Here is a 22,663-nt window from a genome sequence, read left to right on the forward strand (position 1 = left end):
AGCGGCCGCGCCGCGAACAACCGTTCGCGGCGCGGCGCACCGTCAATTCGTGACCAGTCGCCAATCATCGGGCAGGTTGGAGGCGGTCACGTGATCACCCGAGACCACCAGATCCACGACCGTGCCACCCAGCCGCAGATCGGTCAGCTCCACCCGCCCCCACCGCTGCGGCAGATGCGGCAGCACCGTCAAAGTCCGGTGCGGCACATCGGGTTCCAGCCCCAGGAACGAGCGCACCAGCAGCAGCGGCGCCGCACTCGCCCACGCCTGCGGTGAGCACGAGGTGGGGTAGGGGACCGGCACCGGAAACTCCGAACGCGGGAAACCACAGAACAATTCGGGCAGCCGCCCACCGAACGCGTCCGCCGCGTCCAGTAGACCCTCACCCAGCCGGGTGGCCAACTCCAGCGCGCCGGGGATATGGCGGTAGCGCAGCAGCCCCGCCACCACGATCGCGGTGTCGTGCGGCCACACCGAACCATTGTGGTAGCTCATCGGGTTGTACGCGCCCATGTCGGAAGCCAGTGTGCGCACCCCGAATCCGGTGTCCATCGCCTCGGTCGACAAGTTGGCGATCACGATCGCCGCATGCTCGTCGGTAATGATCCCCGACCACAGGCAGTGCCCGATATTGCTGCTCAGCGCATCCAGGCGACGCTTGTTTCCATCCAAACCGATGGCGAACCAACCCTTTTCGGGCAGCCAGAACGCCTCCGCGAACTTGGTGCGCAACTCCGCCGCCCGATCCCGCAGATGCCCGGCCGTGGCGGCGTCGTCGAACTCCTCCGCCAGATCCGCGCGCGCCCGCAACGCCGCGTACACGTAGCCCTGCACCTCGCACAGGGCGATCGGCGGTTCCGGCAGCCGACCCAGCGCGTCGTTGATGCCGTCGAAACTGTCCTTCCAGCCCTGATTGATCAGCCCGCGATCGGTGGCGCGGCGGTACTCCACGAACCCGTCACCGTCCCGATCGCCGTAGTCCGCGATCCAGTTCAGCGCCGCGTCCGCCGCGGGCAGCAGCGCCCGCACCGACTCCTCGTCCGCGCCCCAGCGCCGCGCCTCCGCCAGCAGCATCACGAAAAGCGGTGTGGCATCGATGGTTCCGTAGTAGGTCTCACCACCGAGCACCTGCCCGCTGGCGGGCCCGCGCCGCATCTCGTGCATGATGCGGCCCGGCTCCTCCTCGGTCATGGGATCCACCCGCTGGCCCTGCATCTCGGCCAGCTGCTGCAGGGTGCCCACCGCCAGGCCGACATCCATCGGCAGCGCCATCCACGCGGTGAGCAGCGAATCGCGGCCGAACAGCGTCATGAACCACGGCGCGCCCGCGGCCACGAACGGTCGTCCGCCCCGCGCGTCGTCGTGAATCTGCAAGGCCCCCAGGTCACTTTCGGTGCGTTCGAGCACCGAGGCCAGCAGCGGATCCGCCGAGGTGATCTTGGTGGCGGTATCCCGCCAGGCGGCGATCTTGCGGCTGGGCTCACTCGTCTCGTAGTGCTCGCCCGGCCGCAGCGGTGCGTGGATGGGCTGATTGCCCAGCGTCGGCTGCGCCACGATCTCGGTCTGCCAGCTGCCGCGCGGCGGTACCACCGCCCGCCACGACAGCGAACCCGGCAGCACCAGCGGAGGTTCCGAGGACGACACCGCCAGCCCCCGCGACCGGTCGGAACGATCGTGCAGCACCAACTCCAGATCCGCGACCAGCACCTCGGCCCGGGCGTTGCCGCTTCGACCCTCCTTCACCGCGAACAGATCCACGAAATCCGCGTCCACCAGCAGTTGCAGATCCACCGCCGTGGTCTCGCGGCCCAGGTTCTGCACCGTGATGGTCTCGCGCATGCCATCCGCCACCAGCCGTTCCCGGATGATGAGCACCGTCGAATCCGCTGCGCCGGCCCGGGGAGGCCGGCGCAGTATGAACCGGCCGGTGAAGGCCTCCGGGCTCAATACCGACAGCGGCTCCGGCCGCTGCCCGTCCATCCGCAACTCCCAGCGCGACAGCACCCGGGCATCCCGGTAGAACAACCCGTACGGCGTCCCCTGCTCGACATCCCCCAGCCGATCCGACAGGCAGAACGTACTGCCCTCCACCAGCGTCACCGCCCCGCCGAAACCGCCCAGGGTGGACGGCTCGCCGGAATTCAGAGTGGATGGCGCGTCACTGTTCATGAAGACCCTTTCGCCGTGGCGACCGCCCCGAGGGCACGGCCTTGGAAGTGGAACCACTGTCGGACACACGTTTACGGCCCGGCATCGCCTCGCCTCCGGTCAAGAGGTCTGGATCGACCCCGAGCTCGGCGACCGAATCGGGAACCGCGCTGGTCGGCGGATGCGTATGCGGCCGAACCCGATTCGACGCGGTGCCTGTCGCGCGCCCCGACGGCGCGACCGGCGTCCGGCCCGGACCGGCACCCGCCGTACGCACCGGCGGCAGTGCGGGCAGCGCGGCGGCCGGATTCCAGCCGTGCACGGTGACCCGTCCGGCATGGCGGCGGCGATGCGCGCGCACCACTCTGCGATAGATGTCCTCGTAGCCCCGACCGAGGGTGTCCGCGCCGAAATGCGCTGCTACGTGCGCACGCATCTTCTCCGGGTCGTATCCGGCGACTTCGGCCACGGCAGCGGGCAATTCGGCCGGATCGTCACAGATGCGGCCGGTGACCCCGTCCACGATGACCTCGCTGACCGCCCCGCCGCGCAACGCCACCACCGGCGTCCCGCACACCATCGCCTCGATCATCACCATGCCGAACGGTTCCTCCCAGCGGATCGGGAACAGCAGACATTTGGCGTTGGACAACAACTCCCGCTTCGCCGCGGCATCGGCCATGCCGAACATGTGATCGCGTTCGGTGAGCAGGGGCCGTACCGAGCTCTCGAAATAGCTCACCTCGGGCGGCTCCGCGCACTTCCCGGCCAAGATCAGCGGGATACCGGCCTCGTGCGCGGCCCACACCGCCAGATGCGGCGCCTTCTCCGCGGTGAACCGGCCCAGAAAAAGAGCGTAGTCCTGCTTCTCCGGTTGGAACGGCCAATCCTCGACTCGCAGCGCATTGTGCACGCGGCCCGCCCAATTCAGGTCCGGAGCCAGCTCACGCTGCCGATCGCTGATCGCCACCAGCTGCGCGTCGGTGCCGAGCTCGCGGTAGTAGTGGTACGGATCGCCGTCCACCGGACCGTGCACCGTCACCACCGTCGGCAGGCCCAACTCCCGGCTGACCGGGATGTTCAGCGGGCCCGCGAAGGTGTGATCGTGCACCAGATCCAGGCCCTCGGTCGCCGCCAGCCGCTCCAGCGCGCGCCGGACCTTCATGGCGTGCAACACCTCCGGAAACGGATCACCCAGCCGCTCGGACTGCGCACGATCCCACAGCGACTGGAATTCCCCCGCCGTGCCGTTCACCCCGGCTCCCAGCAGCGTCACCCGGTGACCGCGCGCCACCAGCGCGTCCACCAGATCGGCCACCACCGCCTCCACCCCGCCGTACGCCTTCGGCGGGATATCGAAATACGGTGGCACCACCATCGCGATACGGAGCCGGTCACCTTCGACCGACGGGAATTCGATTGCGGTGCTTGCCGGAACGGGCAACGGAAAATCCGTGCTCATGACAGCCCTTCCTTCCAGGGACACAACCATCGGTGCCCGGACATCGGGACGCCGATCTGGTGGCCGAACCACGGAAGATCGAAGGCGACGGAGCCGCGAAGTATTTACGACTAGGAACGCTCGATGATCGTCGCACCGGTCGGTGTCACGCCTGGAAACCGCATACCGATGGCGAAAGCGACTTCAGCACCTGTGATGAGGCCGTCACCGCCGGATCGGACACGGTGAGACCAGGCCCGCGGACACCCCGGGCGCGTCATCGCGCTCGGCAGCCATTGGGTGAGTTCCACAATATCCCCGTCGATCACCTGAATACGACATATCGAATGGGTTCCGTGGTTTCTTCCCACGAACCTCGACCCGAAACCGTCAGGCGGCGGCGTAGCCGTCGACGTCCAGGACGGACACCGGCGTAGCGGTGGGAATCCCGGCGACCGAAGCGGATTCGATCACCTCGAGCACCAGCCAGCCGTCGGCGGTCCAGCCGCCGAAGGCGTCCGTACGGACCAGCCGGGAGTCGGGGACGAAGGGATCGTCGACGAAACCCTCGGTGGCGCCGTCGAGTTCGAGAGCCAGCGCCGCGCCCCCGAGGTAGACGCGACCGGATTGCCCCGGCGCGACCAGGTTCATGTCCTCGTCCAGCACCAGCAGACGCGCGCCCGGGATGGGCCGGACCCGACCGGAACCGTCCAGCGGACCGCGCGCGGCGACACCGGCGTATTCGGGTGCGGTGTAGGCGAATCCGGTGCACGAACCCGGCGACAGGTCACGCAGCAGTGCGGAAAGGGCGGCCGGGCAGTCGTTTCCGAACACGTCCCAGCGGCGCACCGTCGGCAGCGCGGGCGCGGTCACGAAGGCCAGCGCGGCCAGGGTGTCGGCGTCGGCGACCACGTGGGTGGGCGCGCTGACCGCGATCAACTCGGCCAGGGCCGCGGGGTCGGTGCGCTGGGTCGCGGTGCTCAGCACCAGGGTCGCGCCGTCGGCCAGGGCGGCCAGCAGTTCCACCGCGGCGTCGGTGGTGTCCCAGCGGGTGGCCAGCAGCCGCACATCCGCGGAACCGTAGGCCCGGTCGATCGGGCAGGACGGCTGATCGGCGGCCACGGCCCGGCGGTCGTCGGCGGCGGCCGCCACCGCGACCGGCTTCAGGCCCGCGCCCTCGGGACCCAGCTCGGCCAGCACCGCACCGATTTCCGCGGCCGCGGCGATGGCGCACAGCAGGCGGGCCAGATCGTCGAGGGTCGGTCCGGCGGGTCCGGTGACACCGCCGTCGAGTCGTTCGTAGAGTTCGGCATAGGTGAGGATGTGGTCGCCGCAGCGCACGGCGGTCCGCAGCGCGGGCACACGCCGGCCGCAGTCGATGAGACACGAGACCGACGGCACGTCGTACAGTTCGACGCCGTTGGCCCATTCGTCCACGAGCCGGTATCGCTCGACGGTGGACATCTTCGGCACCGCACGCTCCATCGTTCCAAAACCCCCGGGGCTCTAACTTATGCAACCCTAACCTAACCGATGAAGGGCACGATTAGCCACCCCCTATCGAATCGAATCGGCGACAACCAGCGGCAATACCGGAAAAATCAGACTCGTCACAGAAGGAGTCACGATGAAGTCGGCATACGCGGCACTCGCCGGAGTCCTGATCCTCGGACTCACCGGCTGCGCCGGCGAACACCGGACGGCCACCCCGCCGCCCGCGGTCCTCGCACCCGTCACCGTCACGCACGCCCTCGGGCAGACCACGGTGGACGGCACCCCGGCCCACATCGTGGCCCTCGGCAGCCGCTGGCTCGACGCCGCGCAGGCCCTCGACGTGACACCGATCGCCTACCTCGACGAGATGACCGGACCCGGCACCGGCACGCCCCCCTGGGAACCCGCCGCGCTCTCGGCCTCGAAAGCCCTTGCCACCAGCGGCAACCTGGTCGACGAGGTGACCGCCCTGCACCCGGACCTGATCCTCGTCGATCCTTTCCTGGCGGCCACCCACTACGCCGACCTGTCGAAAATCGCCCCTACGCTTCCCGGTCTGACCGCCGACCCCGTCACCCCGTGGCCGGACCAACTGCGCGCCCTCGGCCAGGTGCTGCGCAAACCCGCTGCCGCCGACCAGTTGATCGCGGGGATCAACGCCCGCATCGACGGCATCGCCCAGCGCACCCCGACCCTGAAATCCGCCACCTTCGTCGACGCCTGGCTCACCGTCCCCACCCGCCTACTGGTCCTCACCGACCCCGCCGACCCCTCCGGCAGCCTGTTCACCCGCCTCGGCATGACCATCCCCGCGCACCTCGTCGACGAGGGCGGAACCTCCGGCCGCCTCACCCTCCCCGCCGAGCAGCTCTCCCGCCTCGACGCCGACCTGCTGCTGGCCGCCTACTCCCCGGGCCTCGACGAAACCTACGGCCGCCTACCGGGATTCGCCGACCTCCCCGCCACCCGCAAGCACGCCGTCACCCTGCTCACCACCCAGGAACTCACCGCCCTCACCCAGCCCACCGCGCTGTCGCTGCCCTACCTGCTCACCAAACTCGAACCGGCCCTGGTCAACGCGGCCACCCCGCACTGAGCACCGGCCCCGCTCGCGGGTGTCGGACCCGGCTGCGAAGATCCCGGCATGACGGTGAGCGGTGACGACGTGCGAGCGCTGGCGCTCGCACTGGCGAAGACGACCGAGCAATTCCAGTGGCAGATGCCCGTTTTCCGAGTCGACGGCAAGCTCTTCCTCACCCTGCCCGAGAACGAAACCTCCATGGCCGTCCGCTGCCCCATCGCCGACCGCGACGAACTCGTCCTCGCCGAACCCGACAAATTCTGGATAGCTCCGCACGAAGTCATGAACGCCTGGGTCCGAGTTCGCCTCTCCGCCCTCGACGACCTGGACGAACTCGAAGCCATCATCACCGACTCCTGGCGCCAGGCCGCACCCCGCGAACTGACCGACCCGACTCGGTAGCGTCGAACAACCCTGCGCCGGTTCAGAAGACGGCGCGCTGGTCCTCCGCGAGGAACAGCTTGTCGCCGTCCTTCGTGCCGTAGGTCGCGTAGAACTCGGCCTGGTTGCGGACCACCTGGTTGGCGCGGAACTCGCTGGGGGAGTGGACATCTCCGGTGAGCTGGGCCTCGGTGGTTTCCTGGGTGGCCTTCTCCCGCCAGTTGCGGCCCCAGGCCTCGAGCATCGGGGTGAAGTCGGGGTTGTCGACTCCGGCGCGCTTCTGGTTGATGCGGTAGGCCGCGAAAGCCATTTGCAGGCCACGGTTGTCGGCGACGTTCTCGCCGAGGGTGAGTTCGCCGTCCACGTGATGGCTGGGGTCCAGGCCCGCGGGGACCAGCGCGTTGTACTGGTCGACGAGCTTCTTGGTGCGGGCCTCGAACGCGGTCCGGTCCGCGGCGGGCCACCAGTCCTTCAGGTTGCCGTCGGCATCGTATTTGGAACCCTGATCGTCGAAGCCGTGCCCGATCTCGTGGCCGATCACCGCGCCGCCCGCGCCGTAGTTGACCGCGGCCTCGGCCTTGGGGTCGAAGAACGGCGGCTGCAGAAACGCCGCGGGGAAAGAGATCTCATTGTTGACCGGCGAATACTGGGCGTTCACCGTCTGCGGGGTCATGCCCCACTCGGTCTTGTCGACCGGCTTGCCGAGCCGATCCATGTCCCGCTTGCTCTCGAAAGCGCTGACGGCGCGCAGGGATCCGATGAGCTGACCGCGAATGATCTTCAGCCCGGAGTAGTCCACCCACTTGTCCGGATAGCCGATCTTCACGCCCATCTTCGCGAGCTTGGCGATGGCCAGGTCGCGGGTCGGCTGCGACATCCAGGTGGAGGTCCGGAAGTTATCGCGGTAGGCCTCCTGTAGATCGGCGACCATCTGCAATGCCTGCTTCTTGGCCTCGGGCGGAAAGTACTTGGCCACGTACAGCTTTCCGAGCTGCTCGCCGAGACTGGAATCGACGACCGAGACCCCGTACTCCCACTGCTGGCGGCGCTGCTGCTGACCACGCAGTTGACGGCCGAAGAACTCGAAGTTCGCATCGACGATGGTCTGCGGAAGATACGGCGCGTAGGTGCGCACCAGGTACAGCTTCAGATATTCGCGCCAGGTGTTCACATCGACGTCGTGCCACAGCCCGCCCGCGTGGGTGAGATAGGACGGCTCGTCCACCAGCATCGTGTCGAACAACTGCTTGGGATGGTCGGTGGAACCCGCCAGCCACGGCTCCCAGTCGAATTGCGGTGCCAGCGCCACCATGTCGTTCCACGACATCTTGTTGTAGGTGGCCTCGGAATTGCGCAGCTTCACATTGTCCCACCAGCCCGCGGCGATCTTCGTCTCCAGATCGACCACGCGCCCGGCCATTCCGGCCGCATCCGGGAAACCCGCCGCGGTCGCGAACTTCTCGAGACAGGTGCGGTATCCGGCGACCTTCGCCGCGTAATCGGGCTTGCGGTAGTACTGCTCGTCCAGCGCGATCCCCGACTGCCCGACCGAGGGGATGTAGGCGGTCGAATTCTTGCGGTCGACCGCGATGCCCAGCCCGATCAGCCCGCCGATCGGCAGCGCGCCCATCACCTTCGCCAGCTCCGGCTTACCCGGGGCCTTGTCGATCTGATCGAACAGATCCTGCAGCGGGGTCAGGCCGAGCTTCTCGATCTGCGCCAGATCGACTTTCGCGTCGTATAGGTCGCGAATCTGCTGTTCCTCGGAACCCGCGGCGGGATCCTTGATGCCGTCGATGATCTCCCGCAGCTGCCCCTGCACCCGATCGTTCACCTCATCGAAGGTGCCGAAGGAGGTCTTGTCCGGCGGCAGCTGATACTCGTTGAGCCACTTGCCGTTGACGAAGCGGAACAGATCGTCCTGCGGACGCACCGCCGCGTCGGAACCCGACATGTCGGGACCGGACAGCGGCCCCGAGTTCGCCGCGTTCTTCGCATCGTCACCGCAGGCGGCCAGCGTGGCGATAGCGGGCGCCAGACCCAGCGCGATCAGAAAACGACGACGGTCCAAACCGGCCGGACGACCCGACGATGCCACAGGCACAACCTCTCCCCGAAACTGCGATACCGACGCGAGGCTACCGGTGATGGCAGCCCCGCGCGGGGCCGAAAGCGACTCAGAGCGTGACGCGCTGATCCGGCGGCAGATACTCCTTGTCGCCGTCCTTCACCCCGTACGTCTTGTAGAACTGGTCGAGATTGCGCACCACCTGATTGGACCGGAACTCCGCGGGCGAATGCGGATCGCCCGAAATCTGGCTCTCCAGTGCCTGATCGGTCATCTTGGTACGCCAGGTCCGGCCCCACGACTCGAACATCGGCAGGTAATCGGGATTGTCGACGCCATCGCGTTTCTGCGCCATCGCGAACGCCGCCAACGAGATCTCCAGCCCGCGCAGATCCGCCAGGTTCTCGCCGACCGTCAGCGCGCCGTTGACATGCTGGTCAGCGGGCAGACCCTCCGGCACCAGCGCGTTGTACTGCGCGATGAGCTGATCGGTCTTGGCCTTGAACGCGGCCTTGTCCGCCGGCGTCCACCAGTCCTTCAGATTGCCGTCGCCATCGAATTTCGAGCCCTGGTCATCGAATCCGTGGCCGATCTCGTGGCCGATCACCGCGCCGCCCGCACCGAAGTTGACGGCGGGCTCGGCCTCCGGATCGAAGAACGGCGGCTGTAGGAACGCCGCCGGGAAGACGATCTCGTTGCCGCTGGCGTTGTAGTAGGCGTTCACCGTCTGCGGCGACATGCCCCACTCGGTCTTGTCCACCGGCGTCCCGAGCCGATCGAAACCGCGCTTGGTCTCGAAAGCGTCTGCGGCGCGCAAGGATTCGATCAGCTTGCCGCGCGTCACGGTGAGCTTGGCGTAGTCCTCCCACTTGTCCGGATAGCCGATCTTGGCGTTGATCTTCTCCAGTTTGGCGACCGCCGCGTCCTTGGTGGCGGGCGACATCCAGCTCGAATTCTGGAAGTTCACCTTGTACGCCGCACGCAGATCGTCGACCATCTCCAGCGCGCGCTTCTTCGACTCGGGCGGAAAGTGCTTGTCCACGTACAGTTTTCCGAGCGCGTCACCGACCGTGCCGTTGACCGTGTCCACGGCCGAGCGCCACAGTTCCGGCCGCTGCTTCAGCCCCGACATCTCCTTGCCCCGGAAATCGAAGTTCGGGTCGGCGATGGCCTTGGGAAGATACGCGGCGAACCCGCGCACCAGCCCGAGCTTCAGGTATTCGCGCCAGGCCGCGATATCCACCTCGGCCCACAGCGCCGCCGCCCCCGTGATGAACGACGGCTCGGACACATTGAGCTTGTCGAAGAGATTTTTGGGCCGGTCGGTGCTGCCCGCGAGCCACGGATCCCAATCGAATTGCGGTCCGAGGGCGACCAATTCGTTCCAGCTGCGCTCGTTGATGACGGCGTCGGTGTCGCGGGTCTTCACGTTGTCCCAGTGCAGCGGCGCGATCCGGGCTTCCAGATCGACGACGCGGTTGGCGTACGCGGTCGGGTCGGGGAATCCCGCGCCCGCGGCGATGCGCTGCATGAAGGTCCGGTAGGCGGCGAACTTGTCGGCCAGTTCCGGCTTGCGGTAGTACTGCTCGCCCAAGCCCAGCCCGGCCTGCCCCACCGACGGCAGATAGGCGTTGGAATCCTTGGGGTCCGAGCCGATGCCGAGGCCGATCAGCCCGACCCCCGGGAGCCCGCCCATCACATGCGCGAGATCCGGCTTGGTCGCGGCCTTGTCGATGGCGTCGAAGAGATCCTGCAGCGGCGTCATGCCGAGCTGCTCGATCGCGTCCTTGTCCATGCGCGCGTCGTACAGGTCGCGGATGCGCTGCTCGTCGGTGCCCGACTTCGGATTGTGGATGGCCTCGATGATGTCCTTGAGCTGCTGCTCGACCCGCTCGCCCACCTCGTTGAAGGTGCCGTAGGACACCTTGTCCGGCGGCAGCTGATACTCCGTGAGCCACTTGCCGTTGACGAACCGGTAGAGGTCGTCCTGCGGCCGGATCGCCGCGTCGGACCCGGACATGTCCGGGCCGGTCAGTGCCTTCTCCGCGCCCGAGTTGTTGGAACAGGCGGGCAGTACCGCGACCGCGGGCACCAACCCCAGCGCGATCAGGAACTTCCGACGGTCGAGAGCCATGGGACGTGTCGTTTTCGCTGACAAACGAGGGTGCCCAGACGTCACGCGAATCTCCTCTACCGGATGATCGGGTACTACTCGGACGTTGCTCGCGCCGACGCTAATCGAACCGGCTGAGGAACTCCTGAACCCACGCGGAGGGACGTCGGTCACCCTGATTTGGGTCCGACCTGGGGCTTGGCTACACTAGACCGGTTGCCTGCGGGAGCTATGCCCGCAATTCGGCCGCGAACCCACAGTGGTTGAGCATCCTCGATGCTCATGAAACCGCTGGCAGGCGCTGCCCCGTGCATGTCGCGGAGCGGGCCATTACGGCTCAGCTGAAGGGCAACTGACCATGCTCGTCGGGTCGGCAATCCGGCGCGCATTTCGTCCAGGTCTAGGAGGAGCTGAAGTGATTCAGCAAGAGTCGCGACTGCGCGTCGCCGACAACACGGGTGCCAAGGAGATCCTCTGCATCCGCGTTCTCGGTGGTTCGTCGCGTCGCTATGCCGGCATCGGTGACATCATCGTTGCCACTGTCAAGGACGCCATCCCCGGTGGCAACGTCAAGAAGGGCGAGGTCGTCAAGGCCGTCGTCGTGCGCACCGTCAAGGAGCGTCGTCGCCCGGACGGCTCGTACATCAAGTTCGACGAGAACGCCGCGGTGCTGATCAAGGCGGACAACGATCCGCGCGGCACCCGCATCTTCGGCCCGGTCGGCCGTGAGCTGCGTGAGAAGAAGTTCATGAAGATCGTGTCGCTGGCTCCGGAGGTGCTCTGACTTATGAAGGTGCACAAGGGCGATACCGTCATCGTCGTCTCGGGTAAGGACAAGGGCGCCAAGGGCAAGGTCATTCAGGCCTTCCCGGCGACCGGCAAGGTCCTGGTCGAGGGCGTCAACCGGATCAAGAAGCACGTCGCGGATTCCGCGAACCAGCGTGGCGCCAGCTCGGGCGGCATTGTCACCCAGGAAGCCGCTATCCAGGCCTCCAACGTGATGGTCGTCGACTCCGACGGCAACCCGACTCGCGTCGGCTACCGCACCGATGAGAACGGCAAGCGCGTTCGCATCTCCCGTCGCAACGGGAAGGACATCTGAGATGACTTCTACCGAGAACAAGGTCCAGCCCCGGCTGAAGACTCGCTACCGCGAGGAAATCAAGCCCGCGCTGAACACCGAATTCAACTACGCCAACGTGATGCAGATCCCCGGCGTCGTGAAGGTCGTCGTGAACATGGGTGTCGGCGACGCCGCCCGTGACGCGAAGCTGATCAACGGTGCAGTCGCCGACCTCACCCTGATCACCGGCCAGAAGCCCGAGATCCGCAAGGCCACCAAGTCCATCGCGCAGTTCAAGCTTCGCGAGGGCATGCCGATCGGCGCGAAGGTCACCCTTCGTGGCGACCGCATGTGGGAGTTCCTGGATCGCCTGATCTCCATCGCGCTGCCCCGTATCCGCGACTTCCGGGGCCTGTCCCCGAAGCAGTTCGACGGCAACGGCAACTACACCTTCGGCCTCTCGGAGCAGTCGATGTTCCACGAGATCGACGTGGACCGCATCGACCGCCCCCGCGGTATGGACATCACCGTGGTCACCACGGCGACCAACAACGAAGAAGGTCGCGCTCTGCTCAAGCACCTCGGCTTCCCGTTCAAGGAGAACTGATCCATGGCTAAGAAGGCTCTGATCAACAAGGCCAACGCCAAGCCGAAGTTCGCGGTGCGCGCCTACACCCGCTGCCAGCGCTGCGGCCGCCCCCACGCCGTCTACCGCAAGTTCGGCCTGTGCCGCATCTGCCTGCGCGAGATGGCCCACCGCGGCGAACTCCCGGGCGTCCACAAGTCGTCCTGGTGAGCTAGCGCTCCTCTGGAGCCGACAGCTTCAAAACCCGAAGGCCCCCAACGAGTCTCGACTCGCCGGGGGCCTTCGGCGTTTCCGTCGCCGACCGTGAGGTGATCACATGTCTGAGGAAGAAGCTCTGGGCACCGCCTCTATCGAAGAGTCGAGGCAGCTCGAATATGCCGCCGCCCTCGCCGAACTCGTCGAGATGGGCAACCGAGGCGACTTCGACATCCTGCTCGAGAAGCGCAATTACCGCCCGTCGACATCCTGGCCGCCGTCACCGCAGCCGAGACCAACCTGCCAGTGAACGCGTGAACCCGTGATGGGGGATGACCGATCGGTGGTCCGATTCGGGCTTCGGGTTGGGTTGGTACCGTTCCTCGATTCGGCGACACCTGCGCTGAATCAGGTTGGTATGGAAGGGAAATCGATTGAAGCGTCTTGTTCCGGTGGTGCTGGCGGGCATCGCTGTTTCTGGGTTCGCGATGGGGACTGCGGCTGCTCGCACTGTTGATGCCGGGTCGTATTCGACGCGTGCCGCGTGTGAGCGGGCGGGGCAGGGGCGGGTGGGTGGTTCGGTGCTGGGCTATCGGTGTAGCGCCACCTCGCCGAATTCCGCGACGGGGGATTACAACTACGCGCTGTATCTCGAGACTCGGGATGCCAATCGGCCCTGCCAGACCGGCGAGACCGGTTCTGCGGCGGGGTCTGCTGAATTGTTCTGTCTGTTGCAGCAGCGCTGAACGTGAGGATGCACTCTGATGAGTGAGCCGGTGTCGTTCGTGAACTGATTTCGTCAAACCTGAAGGCCCCCAGGGGGATGCGCCTTGCTGGAGGTCTTCGGGGTTGTCGGTGGGGCTCGATACGCTGTGGGTGGAATCGGACAAAAGGGATTCCTGGTGCGGGGGAAGTCCTCGTGGCGTGCGTATTTGTGGGAGGTAATTCGTATGTGGCGCAGTGGGGTTCGGGTTTTGGTCGGGGTGGCGGGTGGGGCTGTGGTCGTTGGTAGTGGGGTGGTGTGGTCGGGGGCTGCGGGTGCCGAGTATCCGCAGGGTGGGACTTTTGCCTGTGATCGGGTGGAGGTTTCGGGGAGTAATCAGCTCGAGGGGTATGGGTGTTTGGCTTCGCCGGGATTTCCGAAGAGGGGGCCTGTGGATAAGTTCTATGTTCAGTTGAAGCAGGATCGGAACAGCGTGTGGTACTGCGTTGCCGGGATCGCGACGATCGGGATTCCTTCTGCGCCTGGTGATCTGGTGGCGGATGGGTGCGCTGCGCGGTAGCTGAAATCGGTGGGGCATGCCTGGCGGTGGCTGGGGGTGCCCCACTTTTGGTTTTCGGGGTATCTCACTGAGCGGGGCGCTAGGGCTATCAGTTCTTAACCGGGGGTGTTTGATACTGGACGTTTGAATAGGTCCCTAGCTGCAGGTATGGGGTAACGAGCGGTCTGAACTGGGCGAAAGCAAGGCATCGGTTCTTCAACGCTTGGAAGTGAATTCATCGATGTCGACAAGAACACTCGCCGCTGTGGCGGTTTTCGTGGCCGCGACGGCGCTCTGCGCCCCGACGGTTGCTGCGGATCCCGCGACGACCACGACGCCCGACGCTCCGGGACTTCAGGTCGGCGGGGGCGTCAATGTCGGGGTCGGGGGTGACGGGCTCACCGTCGGTGGGGGAGTGAATGTCGGGGCGAACGGCCAGGCGGGTGGGCAGGCCAATGGCGGGGCCCAGGGGAACGGGGGCGCGTCCGCACAGCCGAGCGTGTCCGCGGGTGCCGACGGCGGCGGCGGATTGCAGGTCGGGGGTAACGCGAACACCGGCGTGCAAGCGGGCGGCGGGGTGCAGGTCGGTGGTAACGGGAACACCGGCGTGCAGGCTGGCGGCAATGCAAACACCGGCGGCGGTGTGCAGGCTGGCGGTAACGGAAACACCGGTGGCGGAGTGCAAGTCGGCGGAAACGGGGACGCTGGGGCGCAAGGCAACACCGGGGTACAGGGCGGGGGAGACGCCAATCTCGGTGGCGGCGCACAGACCGGGATCGATGGCGGTCTCGGAGTTCAGGCCGGAGGTAATGGGGACCTTGGGGGCGGCATCCAAGCGGGCGGCAATGGGGGAGTGCAGGCAGGCGGGAACGGGGGCGTGCAAGCTGGCGGCACCGGCGCAGGGGGTGTGCAGGTCGGCGGCGGAGTTCAGGCCGGAGGCAACGGAAATGGTGGCGTACAGGCCGGCGGCAACACCAATCTCGGTGGTGGCGCCCAGGTAGGTATCGGCGGCGGCCTCGGCGTGCAGGCCGGAGGGAACGCCAACGGCGGAGTACAGGCCGGCGGCGACGCGAATGTCGGAGGCGGTGTCCAGACCGGTGGCCTGGGCGGCGTCGACCTGACCGTCGCCGGAGCCGGTGCGGCCGGTGCCGACGTGGTGAACGGCATGACCATTCCGGCGGGCGCGACCACCGGAATTCCAGGTGGGACGGCGGTCACCGATCAGGTGCCCGCGGGCGGCTACGTGATTCCCAAGGGCGCGCCGGAAACCGGTGCGGGCGGGATGTCCCACGAGGTGAGCGCGAAGTGAAGACGGTATTCGAGAACGGGTCGAGAGCCATGAAACCTGTTCGGCCGCTATGGTTTCCGCTAGCTGCGGCGATGGCGATCGGGATGACCGTGCTCACCGGTTGCTCGTCCTCGAGCGGCACCCATCCGGCGGCGAACCCGAGCACGAGCGCCGCCGTGCAGCCCGCAGCCGCCGTCAAGACCGCAACTCCGATCACCCGATCGACCCCGACCTCGTTCAAGATCGCCTCGATCAACGCGTCCGGCTCACTGATCTCCGTGGGCCTCAACGCGGACGGCTCGGTCCAGGTACCCGCGGATTACCAGCAGGCAGGCTGGTATCAAAAGGGCCCGGCCCCCGGCGAAGAAGGCTCCGCGGTCATCCTCGGCCACGTCGATTCCTACAAGGGCGAGGGCATCTTCTTCGAACTCAAGAAGGTGAAGCCCGGCGACATGATCGACGTCGCCCGAGCGGACGGCAAGACCGCCCACTTCAAGGTCACCGACGTCCGCATGTACCTCAAGTCGCAGTTCCCCGACCAGACCGTCTTCGGCGCGCGGGGTGGCGCAACCCTCCAAATCGTCACCTGCGGAGGCGATTTCGATCAGACCGCCAAGAGCTACCTCTCCAACGTGGTCGTCTACTCCTCGCTGGAATCGGTCACCTAGACGGGCGTCACGCCGTGCCGCTCCTGGTACGCGCTGATCTGCCCCGGCCGCCACTGCCCCGGTCCCAGTGGATTGTGGCCGTGGCGCCCAACACGCTGCTCCGCCCTGAACTCGCGGAAATACTCGAACCGGATCAGCAACAGCCCCGCACCGAACAGCGCCGCCGTCACGATCCCCCCGACCAGCGCCCACCCCCACGAACTCGACGCCGCCGCCACGATCGTCAGCGCCAGCCCCACGATCCCGAGCGCACACAACACCAATGCCGGAACTTCGCCCGGATCCTCCAACGCATCCCCCGGATGCGGATGCCAGTGCTCCCCATTCGGCTCAACAGCCGTCACCTTGACCATGATCAACCTCCTCGAACTGCGGAAACTCCTTCCATACAGTCCAGAATGCGCCCCAGATCACACCTACGTACAAGTAAGTTCCGAATTAGCCGAGAAATCCCCAGCCCGAGCCACCTACCTGCGGTTGGTCCGGGACGCGTCACGGCGCTAGCGTGGCTGCGGGAAGAGGTCGCGGCGAAGGTTCCGGGGCCGGGGGAGGTTCGGAATGATCTCGAAACGTGGCACCAGTGTTGTCGTGGTGGCGATCGGTTGCCTGGTCGCGGCGGCCTGTAGCAAGCAGGAGGTCGCGCGCCCCTGGTACTCGCCGGAGGCGGGCGACGGAACCGAGGATATGCACGCCATCATCCTGGACGGCACAACGAACGAAACAACCACGGCTACAGTGCATTTCACCTACCGCTGCCCGTCCTCGCAACTATCCGGCGGCAAGCTCACCGCCCACCTGAGCAAGAACAACACGAACGTCCACTGGAGCGACAAGGACAACCTCCCCGTCACCTGCGACGGCGTCGAGCACACCTTCGACGTCCAGTTCGACGGCGCGTTCCCGGCCGCCGACCACACTGTCAGCGCCGACATCCTGATGTGGCTGCCGGACGGCCCATCCACCACCATCCCGGGCATCGCCGGAACCCCGGGCATGATCTCGACCTCGCTACGCGAGACCGCCAGCGACGACGGCCACCACCTGAACCTGAAGCGGGCGTGAGCTCAAACCGCGTAGATCGTGCCGCCGGAACCGCGCTGCTCCCACTGCGCGGACTCCACTACCTGCTCCGAAGGCGCTGAAACGCCCATCATTTCGGCATAGATCCGGTTGGCTTCAGCCTCTGCGCGACCCTTCGCAGTCTGATGGCACTGCGAAATGGCGCTCGCCAGTCTGCTGCCCTCGACAGCCATCGCGGCAGGCGTGAGTCGAAGATCGGTGATCGTCCCGTACACGTCCGTTTCCACCACCACCGCTCCGCCCGTGGTCTCGGCGGTACCTCGGACCTGCGCGATCGCATTGAGAATGCGCTCGTTGCGCGCGCTGATCGGCCGATCGTGCATGGGTTCTTCCTTCTACATCAGAGCTGATTGACGTTCCGAATCAGACTATTGGCGTCAATCTATACCACTTAGTTCTTCGCGGACCAGAAGGCCAATTCCCCGCCGGGGAGACTGATAACTCGGTATCCGTCAGGTCCGGTCACGTTCCATGCTTCATAGTCTTGGTCGACTGGGATAGTGATGCGATTTCCCGATTCAAAATCGATGACCAGGCCGTGGACTTCGTCCGCGTCGGCGGCGAGCACTGCCGAGCCGACTATCGCATTTAATTCTGGCTGGATGTCAGCATATTTCTCGGCCGTGACGTGATGTATGTCGCCGGTTGGCAGGCGAAGGTCGATTTCTCCTTCGATCTGCAGTTCGAACTCGGAGGATTGGCCCATGCGTATGGTCACCGTGAATCCTACGATAACTTCGGACACCTTCTGTCCAATAATTTTCAACAGCATGTTCACCAACCTTGGGGTGTCGGGTATGTTCCGTCTGGATTCTTTGGTATGTGGGTTTCCGCGTTGGATCCCGGCTTCCCGTCGAGCTTTATCGGTTGACCTTGATCGTTGTAGAATCTCACATAGCCATTCGGGTATCGTGCATTAGGGTCGGCGTCACGGAATATATTGGCGTTTCCAGAGGACCCGGGCTTCTGCCACACCCAGCCCTTACCGTTGTCGGCTTTGCGTGCAATCCAGTCGTCTGGAACATGGCTTGGGCGGCTGGGTGGTTTCAGCCCATCCCCGCCATTTCCAGGCGGGGTGTCGGCATTGAATCGGGTGGGTGTGGAGTCCAGCAGCGGTTGCAAATTGGCGGTCAGCCGTCCGGCCGCCAGCGCTGTTCCTGCCAGTGCCACGTTCTTGGCCGTTACTGCGTCGGCGAGCGCATCGACGATAGTGATCACCCGCGCCGCAGTGGCCTCGCCGCGGAGGCCCGCAGCCAGCGCCCCGCCCCCGGCGGTACCTTCGGGACCGATTATCGACGAGAGTATCGCCACGCCACCGACTGTGAGGCCGAACTCGAGCATTGCTTTCTCGATATCGTGGTGTGCTTGAGTGAGCGCCTTCGAATAGTCCCAGCACGCTGTGGACAGCACCTCGCAATGGTTGGCGAGGTTCGTAATATCGCCTATGACCAGATCGATCTGCGCCAGGATCTGCGGGATCTCGTCGGAGACCTGCTGACCGACAAACCCGCGGGCATCCCTCAGCTCCTGAATGACGCTATTGAGTCCATCTTTGGCCTTCGACCAAGCGCTGGAGAGGTTGTCGAGCCCGTCTTGATGGCCGTTGGGCCACATCCGACCTTGCAACCAGCGAGTGATTAGTCCCCAACCCAGTGGTGCGTCGCTGTCGCCGCCGTATGAGCCGCGGAACGTCGGGGTCGCGTAAGCGGGAATCGGCAGAGGCGCGGGTATGAGGTTTGCGAGGTTGGGATCTGTTGCGGCGGAAGTGTTTCCGTTGGCATGGTTGATACTGGTGTACTTCAGCAGGTCGTACAGCTTGCCCAGGCCGTTGGCGATGTCGGACCCGGAGGCCACTGCGTTGAACGCTGCGGGGTCGTAGCTGTTGGCGAAGCTGTGCCCGGTGTTGTCGGTTCCGGCGCAGCCCCAGTTGTCGTCGAGGGTCTTGGCCAGTGTGGTGACGAGTTCGGTGACGGTCTTGTGCGCGTTGGCGCAATTCGTGGCGGCGGAATTGAAGGCTTCGGCTACGACATCGATTGTGCCCGTTGGACTCACGCCGGCCACATCTTCTGGTTGGTGGACACCACGTTCGAGTAGATGGTGCGTGCGCGGTCTGTTCCGGTGCGCAGATCGGTGAGGGCCTGGTGGAGGTCTCGGGCGGCGGTCATCCAGCGGGTGTGGGCGGCCGCGTGTGCTTCGGCGGCGACTCCGGACCACTGCACATGCAGTGCGGTGACGCGCTGGTCGATGTCGTCGAGCCGCTGCTCGATCGCCGTCTCGATCTGGGTGGCCCGATCGATCAGTCGCTGCATTTCACCGAGGTCGGTGCGGTAGCCGTCGGAGTCGCCGCTCACAGGTTCAGTCCTTCGACTGTGCTGTTTATCTGTGTGGCAGAACCGGAATCGACGGAGTCGAAGGTTTTGGCGGCGGCGCGCAGCGCGTCCGCGTCGTCTGCCAGTGCGCCCGAGAGGTTGCGTGCGGCCGAGGCCCAGTCGTCCCATGCGGTCTGATGGGTGTCCGCGGCGCTGCCCTGCCACTTCTCCATGAGGCTGCCGACGTCTGTCATGAGCTTCTCTACCGTGTCGCGGAAGTCCTGTGCCGATGTCTGTATCCAGTCGGCCGCCGCTGATACGTCGTCGACGTTGACCTCGAGATGGTTGCCGCTGTTCCCCGCCATGGGCTTCACTATGGTCGGCTCCGCCTCGCCCGCGCAATCAACGCGGCGGCCGATCGCGCTGTGGCGTTCGCTACCCCGATTTGGGTCAGACCTGGGGGTTGTCTACACTAGACCGGTTGCTTCGGGCACATCTGTGTCCGCACGCGGTCTCGCGTGTGGCGTTGCTCCAGCACAAGCGCTAATCCGGTCGGGCATTCCCGGCTGGACCGCCCCGAATTGTCGTAGGCCCACTGCCGCCGAATTTGACGGTGCTGTATGGGAACCGCGGCGAGAAAGGTACCGGTCAAACACATGACCATGACTGATCCGATCGCAGACTTCCTGACCCGTCTGCGCAACGCCAACTCGGCGTACCACGATCAGGTGAAGGCACCGCACTCGAAGATCAAGGTGAACATCGCCGAGATCCTCAAGCGTGAGGGCTACATCTCCGACTACCGCACCGAAGACGCGCCTGTCGGCAAGAACCTGATCGTCGACCTGAAGTACGGCCCCTCGCGTGAGCGCTCCCTGCAGGGTGTGCGCCGTGTGTCGAAGCCGGGTCTGCGGGTTTACGCGAAGTCCACCAACCTGCCCAAGGTGCTTGGCGGCCTCGGCGTGGCGATCATCTCCACGTCCGCTGGTCTGCTCACTGACCGTCAGGCCAAGCAGCAGGGCGTGGGCGGAGAAGTCCTCGCCTACGTCTGGTAAGGGAGGTAGGAACTAATGTCGCGTATCGGTAAGAAGCCGATCCCGGTTCCCGCCGGTGTCGAGGTGTCCATCGACGGCCAGAACATCACGGTGAAGGGTTCCAAGGGGACCCTGTCGCACGTGGTCGCCGAGCCGATCCTCGTCAACCGCGCCGAATCCGGTGAGCTCGAGGTCGTTCGTCCGAACGACGAGCGCCAGAACCGCGCACTGCACGGCCTGACCCGCACTCTGATCAGCAACATGATCGAGGGCGTGACCAAGGGCTACGAGAAGAAGATGGAAATCTTCGGCGTCGGTTACCGTGTCGCCGCCAAGGGCTCGAACCTCGAGTTCGCCCTGGGCTACAGCCACGCGGTTCCGGTCGACGCCCCCGAGGGCATCACCTTCGCGGTGGAGTCCCCGACCAAGTTCTCGGTGTCGGGTATCGACAAGCAGAAGGTCGGCCAGATCGCTGCGGTGATCCACGGCCTGCGTAAGCCCGACCCGTACAAGGGCAAGGGCATCCGCTACGCCGGCGAGGTCGTTCGCCGCAAGGTCGGAAAGACGGGTAAGTAAGCCATGGCACGTACTGATATCCAGAAGGCCAAGCGCCTGCCGATCGGCAAGGACGCGTCGACCGCGCGTCGTCTGTCGAAGACGCGTCGCCACTTCCGCCTGCGGAAGAAGGTCGTCGGAACCACGGAGCGTCCGCGCCTCGTCGTGAACCGCTCCTCCCGTCACCTGCACGCTCAGCTGATCGACGACTCGGTGGGCAAGACCATTGCCGCCGCGTCCTCCATCGAGGCTGATGTCCGTGCCCACGATGGTGACAAGTCCGCCAAGGGTGCCAAGGTCGGCGAGCTGCTCGCGGCTCGCGCCAAGGCTGCCGGCGTCGAGGCGGTCGTGTTCGACCGTGGTGGTCACGACTACCACGGCCGTATCGCGGCTCTCGCGGACGCCGCCCGTGAAGGTGGGCTGAAGTTCTGATGATCAACTCTGCGAACGAAGGGAACGTCTGATGCCGGGACGTCAGCGGCGTGACGGCGGAAACAACGGTCCCGCCGGACAGAACAACAATGCCGGTACCGGCAACGACCGCGATCAGCGTGGTGGCGGTCGCGACCGTCGCGGCGGTAACGATCGCCGGGACAACGCTGCCGAGAAGAACCAGCTCGAGCGCGTCGTCGCGATCAACCGCGTCTCCAAGGTCGTGAAGGGTGGTCGTCGCTTCAGCTTCACCGCCCTCGTGATCGTCGGTGACGGCAACGGTCTGGTCGGCGTCGGCTACGGCAAGGCCAAGGAAGTTCCCGCGGCCATCCAGAAGGGCGTCGAAGAGGCTCGCAAGAACTTCTTCCGCGTTCCGATGATCGGCTCGACCGTCACGCACCCGGTTCAGGGTGAGGCGGCTGCCGGTGTGGTCATGCTGCGTCCGGCTTCGCCGGGTACCGGTGTGATCGCCGGTGGCGCGTGCCGTGCCGTGCTCGAATGTGCCGGTATCCATGATGTTCTGGCGAAGTCGCTCGGTAGCGACAACGCCATCAACGTCGTGCATGCCACCGTTGCTGCCCTGAAGATGCTGCAGCGTCCCGAAGAGGTTGCCGCGCGTCGCGGTCTGCCGATCGAGGATGTGGCTCCGGCGGGCATGCTGCGTGCGCGTGCGGGACAGGGAGCGCACTGATATGGCACAGCTGAAAGTCACCCAGATCAAGTCGAGCATCGGCGCCAAGTCGAATCAGCGGGACTCGCTGCGCACCCTCGGGCTGCGCGGTATCCGCCAGACCGTGCTGCGTGACGACAACGCGCAGAACCGCGGCCTGATCAACGTCGTGCGCCACCTCGTTGTCGTTGAGGAGGTTTCCGCATGACCATCAAGATTCACCACCTGCGTCCTGCCCCGGGATCCAAGACCGAGAAGACCCGTGTGGGTCGCGGTGAGGGTTCCAAGGGTAAGACCGCGGGCCGTGGTACCAAGGGTACGAAGGCTCGCAAGAACGTCCCCGTCCGCTTCGAGGGCGGTCAGATGCCGATTCACATGCGTCTGCCCAAGCTCAAGGGCTTCACCAACCCGTTCCGCACCGAGTACCAGGTCGTGAACGTGTCGGACATCGCCCGGGTGTTCCCCGAGGGCGGCACCATCGGTAAGGCCGAACTGGTCGCCAAGGGTCTCGTTCGCAAGAACGAGCTCGTGAAGGTGCTCGGCGAGGGCGATATCGCTGTCGCCGTGCAGGTTTCGGCTGACAAGTTCTCCGGATCCGCCAAGGAGAAGATCTCCGCAGCCGGTGGCACTGTCACCGAACTGGCTGGACGGTAACCTGAAGTAGCAATGGCACCGGGCGAGTCGCGAGCTCGCCCGGTGTCGCTGTTAAAGTTCAAGTGTTGTCTGCCAAACACTGTCATGGGTGCGGCGTTTCGTGGCTCTAGGGTCCACGCTGAATCCCTGGCCTTACCCATG

Annotated in this window: 26 protein-coding genes and 1 pseudogene; 16 read left to right on the forward strand and 11 right to left on the reverse strand. The window is 65.6% G+C overall.

Annotated elements, in window-relative coordinates:
- Positions 1-42: 42 nt before the first annotated feature.
- From OG300_RS36590 to OG300_RS36600, 3 genes and pseudogenes are all read right to left on the reverse strand, one after another.
- A complete protein-coding gene (locus OG300_RS36590; RefSeq protein ID WP_405489046.1) occupies positions 43-2,169 on the reverse strand; it encodes a glycogen debranching N-terminal domain-containing protein in 2,127 nt (708 codons plus the stop codon).
- A 325-nt stretch (positions 2,170-2,494) separates the two neighbouring features.
- Positions 2,495-3,526 (reverse strand): annotated as a pseudogene (locus OG300_RS36595) (glycosyltransferase family 4 protein); the annotation flags it as partial.
- A 453-nt stretch (positions 3,527-3,979) separates the two neighbouring features.
- Positions 3,980-5,053, reverse strand: a complete 1,074-nt coding sequence (locus OG300_RS36600) for an AMP-binding protein (protein ID WP_405498818.1) — start codon at positions 5,051-5,053, stop codon at positions 3,980-3,982.
- Positions 5,054-5,216: 163 nt separating this feature from the next.
- Here OG300_RS36600 and OG300_RS36605 point away from each other — a divergent pair, with 163 nt between their 5' ends.
- Both OG300_RS36605 and OG300_RS36610 read left to right on the forward strand, forming a co-directional pair.
- Positions 5,217-6,179, forward strand: coding sequence for an ABC transporter substrate-binding protein (locus tag OG300_RS36605; protein ID WP_405489048.1), 963 nt, complete (start codon positions 5,217-5,219; stop codon positions 6,177-6,179).
- Between the two features lie 48 nt (positions 6,180-6,227).
- Positions 6,228-6,566, forward strand: a complete 339-nt coding sequence (locus OG300_RS36610) for an MmcQ/YjbR family DNA-binding protein (protein ID WP_405489050.1) — start codon at positions 6,228-6,230, stop codon at positions 6,564-6,566.
- A gap of 22 nt (positions 6,567-6,588) precedes the next feature.
- Here the strand turns inward: OG300_RS36610 and OG300_RS36615 are convergent, their stop codons facing one another.
- On the reverse strand, positions 6,589-8,643 hold the full coding sequence (locus tag OG300_RS36615) for a M13 family metallopeptidase (RefSeq protein ID WP_405489052.1): 2,055 nt from the start codon (positions 8,641-8,643) through the stop codon (positions 6,589-6,591).
- 79 nt (positions 8,644-8,722) lie between these two features.
- Positions 8,723-10,747: a M13 family metallopeptidase gene (locus OG300_RS36620; protein WP_405489054.1), complete on the reverse strand. Its 2,025-nt coding sequence runs from the start codon at positions 10,745-10,747 to the stop codon at positions 8,723-8,725.
- A 394-nt stretch (positions 10,748-11,141) separates the two neighbouring features.
- Here OG300_RS36620 and rplN point away from each other — a divergent pair, with 394 nt between their 5' ends.
- The 7 genes from rplN (at position 11,142) to OG300_RS36655 (ending at position 15,788) form a co-directional block, all read left to right on the forward strand.
- Positions 11,142-11,510, forward strand: coding sequence for a 50S ribosomal protein L14 (rplN, locus tag OG300_RS36625; protein ID WP_400359192.1), 369 nt, complete (start codon positions 11,142-11,144; stop codon positions 11,508-11,510).
- A 3-nt stretch (positions 11,511-11,513) separates the two neighbouring features.
- The gene (gene rplX, locus OG300_RS36630; protein WP_405489056.1) at positions 11,514-11,828 is read left to right on the forward strand and encodes a 50S ribosomal protein L24; all 315 of its coding nucleotides are present in this window, start codon (positions 11,514-11,516) and stop codon (positions 11,826-11,828) included.
- Between the two features lies 1 nt (position 11,829).
- Positions 11,830-12,396, forward strand: coding sequence for a 50S ribosomal protein L5 (rplE, locus tag OG300_RS36635; RefSeq protein WP_405489058.1), 567 nt, complete (start codon positions 11,830-11,832; stop codon positions 12,394-12,396).
- A gap of 3 nt (positions 12,397-12,399) precedes the next feature.
- On the forward strand, positions 12,400-12,585 hold the full coding sequence (locus tag OG300_RS36640; protein WP_405489060.1) for a type Z 30S ribosomal protein S14: 186 nt from the start codon (positions 12,400-12,402) through the stop codon (positions 12,583-12,585).
- A 106-nt stretch (positions 12,586-12,691) separates the two neighbouring features.
- Positions 12,692-12,880, forward strand: a complete 189-nt coding sequence (locus tag OG300_RS36645; RefSeq protein WP_405489062.1) for a hypothetical protein — start codon at positions 12,692-12,694, stop codon at positions 12,878-12,880.
- A 1,193-nt stretch (positions 12,881-14,073) separates the two neighbouring features.
- Positions 14,074-15,141 carry a hypothetical protein gene (locus OG300_RS36650; protein WP_405489064.1) on the forward strand — a complete coding sequence of 356 codons (1,068 nt, stop codon included), beginning with the start codon at positions 14,074-14,076 and terminating at the stop codon, positions 15,139-15,141.
- Positions 15,142-15,212: 71 nt separating this feature from the next.
- On the forward strand, positions 15,213-15,788 hold the full coding sequence (locus tag OG300_RS36655; protein ID WP_405489066.1) for a class F sortase: 576 nt from the start codon (positions 15,213-15,215) through the stop codon (positions 15,786-15,788).
- On the opposite strand, the gene OG300_RS36660 is transcribed toward OG300_RS36655, so the two are convergent.
- On the reverse strand, positions 15,785-16,141 hold the full coding sequence (locus OG300_RS36660; protein WP_405489068.1) for a hypothetical protein: 357 nt from the start codon (positions 16,139-16,141) through the stop codon (positions 15,785-15,787). The two genes, OG300_RS36655 and OG300_RS36660, sit on opposite strands and share 4 nt — an antisense overlap.
- A gap of 205 nt (positions 16,142-16,346) precedes the next feature.
- Between OG300_RS36660 and OG300_RS36665 the strand changes: the two genes are divergently transcribed.
- Positions 16,347-16,850, forward strand: a complete 504-nt coding sequence (locus OG300_RS36665; RefSeq protein ID WP_405489070.1) for a hypothetical protein — start codon at positions 16,347-16,349, stop codon at positions 16,848-16,850.
- 2 nt (positions 16,851-16,852) lie between these two features.
- On the opposite strand, the gene OG300_RS36670 is transcribed toward OG300_RS36665, so the two are convergent.
- From OG300_RS36670 to OG300_RS36690, 5 genes are all read right to left on the reverse strand, one after another.
- The gene (locus OG300_RS36670; protein WP_405489072.1) at positions 16,853-17,191 is read right to left on the reverse strand and encodes a YbaB/EbfC family nucleoid-associated protein; all 339 of its coding nucleotides are present in this window, start codon (positions 17,189-17,191) and stop codon (positions 16,853-16,855) included.
- 68 nt (positions 17,192-17,259) lie between these two features.
- A complete protein-coding gene (locus tag OG300_RS36675; protein ID WP_405489074.1) occupies positions 17,260-17,640 on the reverse strand; it encodes a DUF6188 family protein in 381 nt (126 codons plus the stop codon).
- Positions 17,641-17,642: 2 nt separating this feature from the next.
- On the reverse strand, positions 17,643-18,920 hold the full coding sequence (locus OG300_RS36680; RefSeq protein WP_405489076.1) for a hypothetical protein: 1,278 nt from the start codon (positions 18,918-18,920) through the stop codon (positions 17,643-17,645).
- Positions 18,917-19,219 (reverse strand): WXG100 family type VII secretion target, encoded by a 303-nt coding sequence (locus tag OG300_RS36685; RefSeq protein ID WP_405489078.1) that lies wholly within the window; start codon positions 19,217-19,219, stop codon positions 18,917-18,919. Before OG300_RS36685 ends, OG300_RS36680 begins: the two co-directional genes overlap by 4 nt.
- Positions 19,216-19,542, reverse strand: a complete 327-nt coding sequence (locus OG300_RS36690) for a WXG100 family type VII secretion target (protein ID WP_405489080.1) — start codon at positions 19,540-19,542, stop codon at positions 19,216-19,218. The genes OG300_RS36685 and OG300_RS36690 overlap by 4 nt, the downstream gene beginning before the upstream one ends.
- Positions 19,543-19,833: 291 nt before the next feature.
- Here OG300_RS36690 and rpsH point away from each other — a divergent pair, with 291 nt between their 5' ends.
- From rpsH to rplO, 6 genes are read left to right on the forward strand one after another with little or no spacing between them, the layout of a single operon-like run.
- Positions 19,834-20,232 carry a 30S ribosomal protein S8 gene (rpsH, locus tag OG300_RS36695; RefSeq protein WP_405489082.1) on the forward strand — a complete coding sequence of 133 codons (399 nt, stop codon included), beginning with the start codon at positions 19,834-19,836 and terminating at the stop codon, positions 20,230-20,232.
- A 15-nt stretch (positions 20,233-20,247) separates the two neighbouring features.
- Positions 20,248-20,787, forward strand: coding sequence for a 50S ribosomal protein L6 (gene rplF / locus OG300_RS36700; protein WP_405489084.1), 540 nt, complete (start codon positions 20,248-20,250; stop codon positions 20,785-20,787).
- A gap of 3 nt (positions 20,788-20,790) precedes the next feature.
- Entirely contained in the window at positions 20,791-21,198 is a 408-nt protein-coding gene (rplR, locus tag OG300_RS36705) for a 50S ribosomal protein L18 (RefSeq protein ID WP_405489086.1), read from the forward strand.
- A gap of 31 nt (positions 21,199-21,229) precedes the next feature.
- Positions 21,230-21,889, forward strand: coding sequence for a 30S ribosomal protein S5 (rpsE, locus tag OG300_RS36710; protein WP_405489088.1), 660 nt, complete (start codon positions 21,230-21,232; stop codon positions 21,887-21,889).
- 1 nt (position 21,890) lies between these two features.
- Complete coding sequence (gene rpmD, locus OG300_RS36715) at positions 21,891-22,076, forward strand: 50S ribosomal protein L30 (RefSeq protein WP_405489090.1); 186 nt, start codon at positions 21,891-21,893, stop codon at positions 22,074-22,076.
- Entirely contained in the window at positions 22,073-22,522 is a 450-nt protein-coding gene (gene rplO / locus OG300_RS36720; RefSeq protein ID WP_405489092.1) for a 50S ribosomal protein L15, read from the forward strand. Before rpmD ends, rplO begins: the two co-directional genes overlap by 4 nt.
- The last annotated feature ends 141 nt before the right edge of the window (positions 22,523-22,663 follow it).

This window comes from Nocardia sp. NBC_00511 (genome assembly GCF_045161165.1).
GTDB lineage: Bacteria > Actinomycetota > Actinomycetes > Mycobacteriales > Mycobacteriaceae > Nocardia.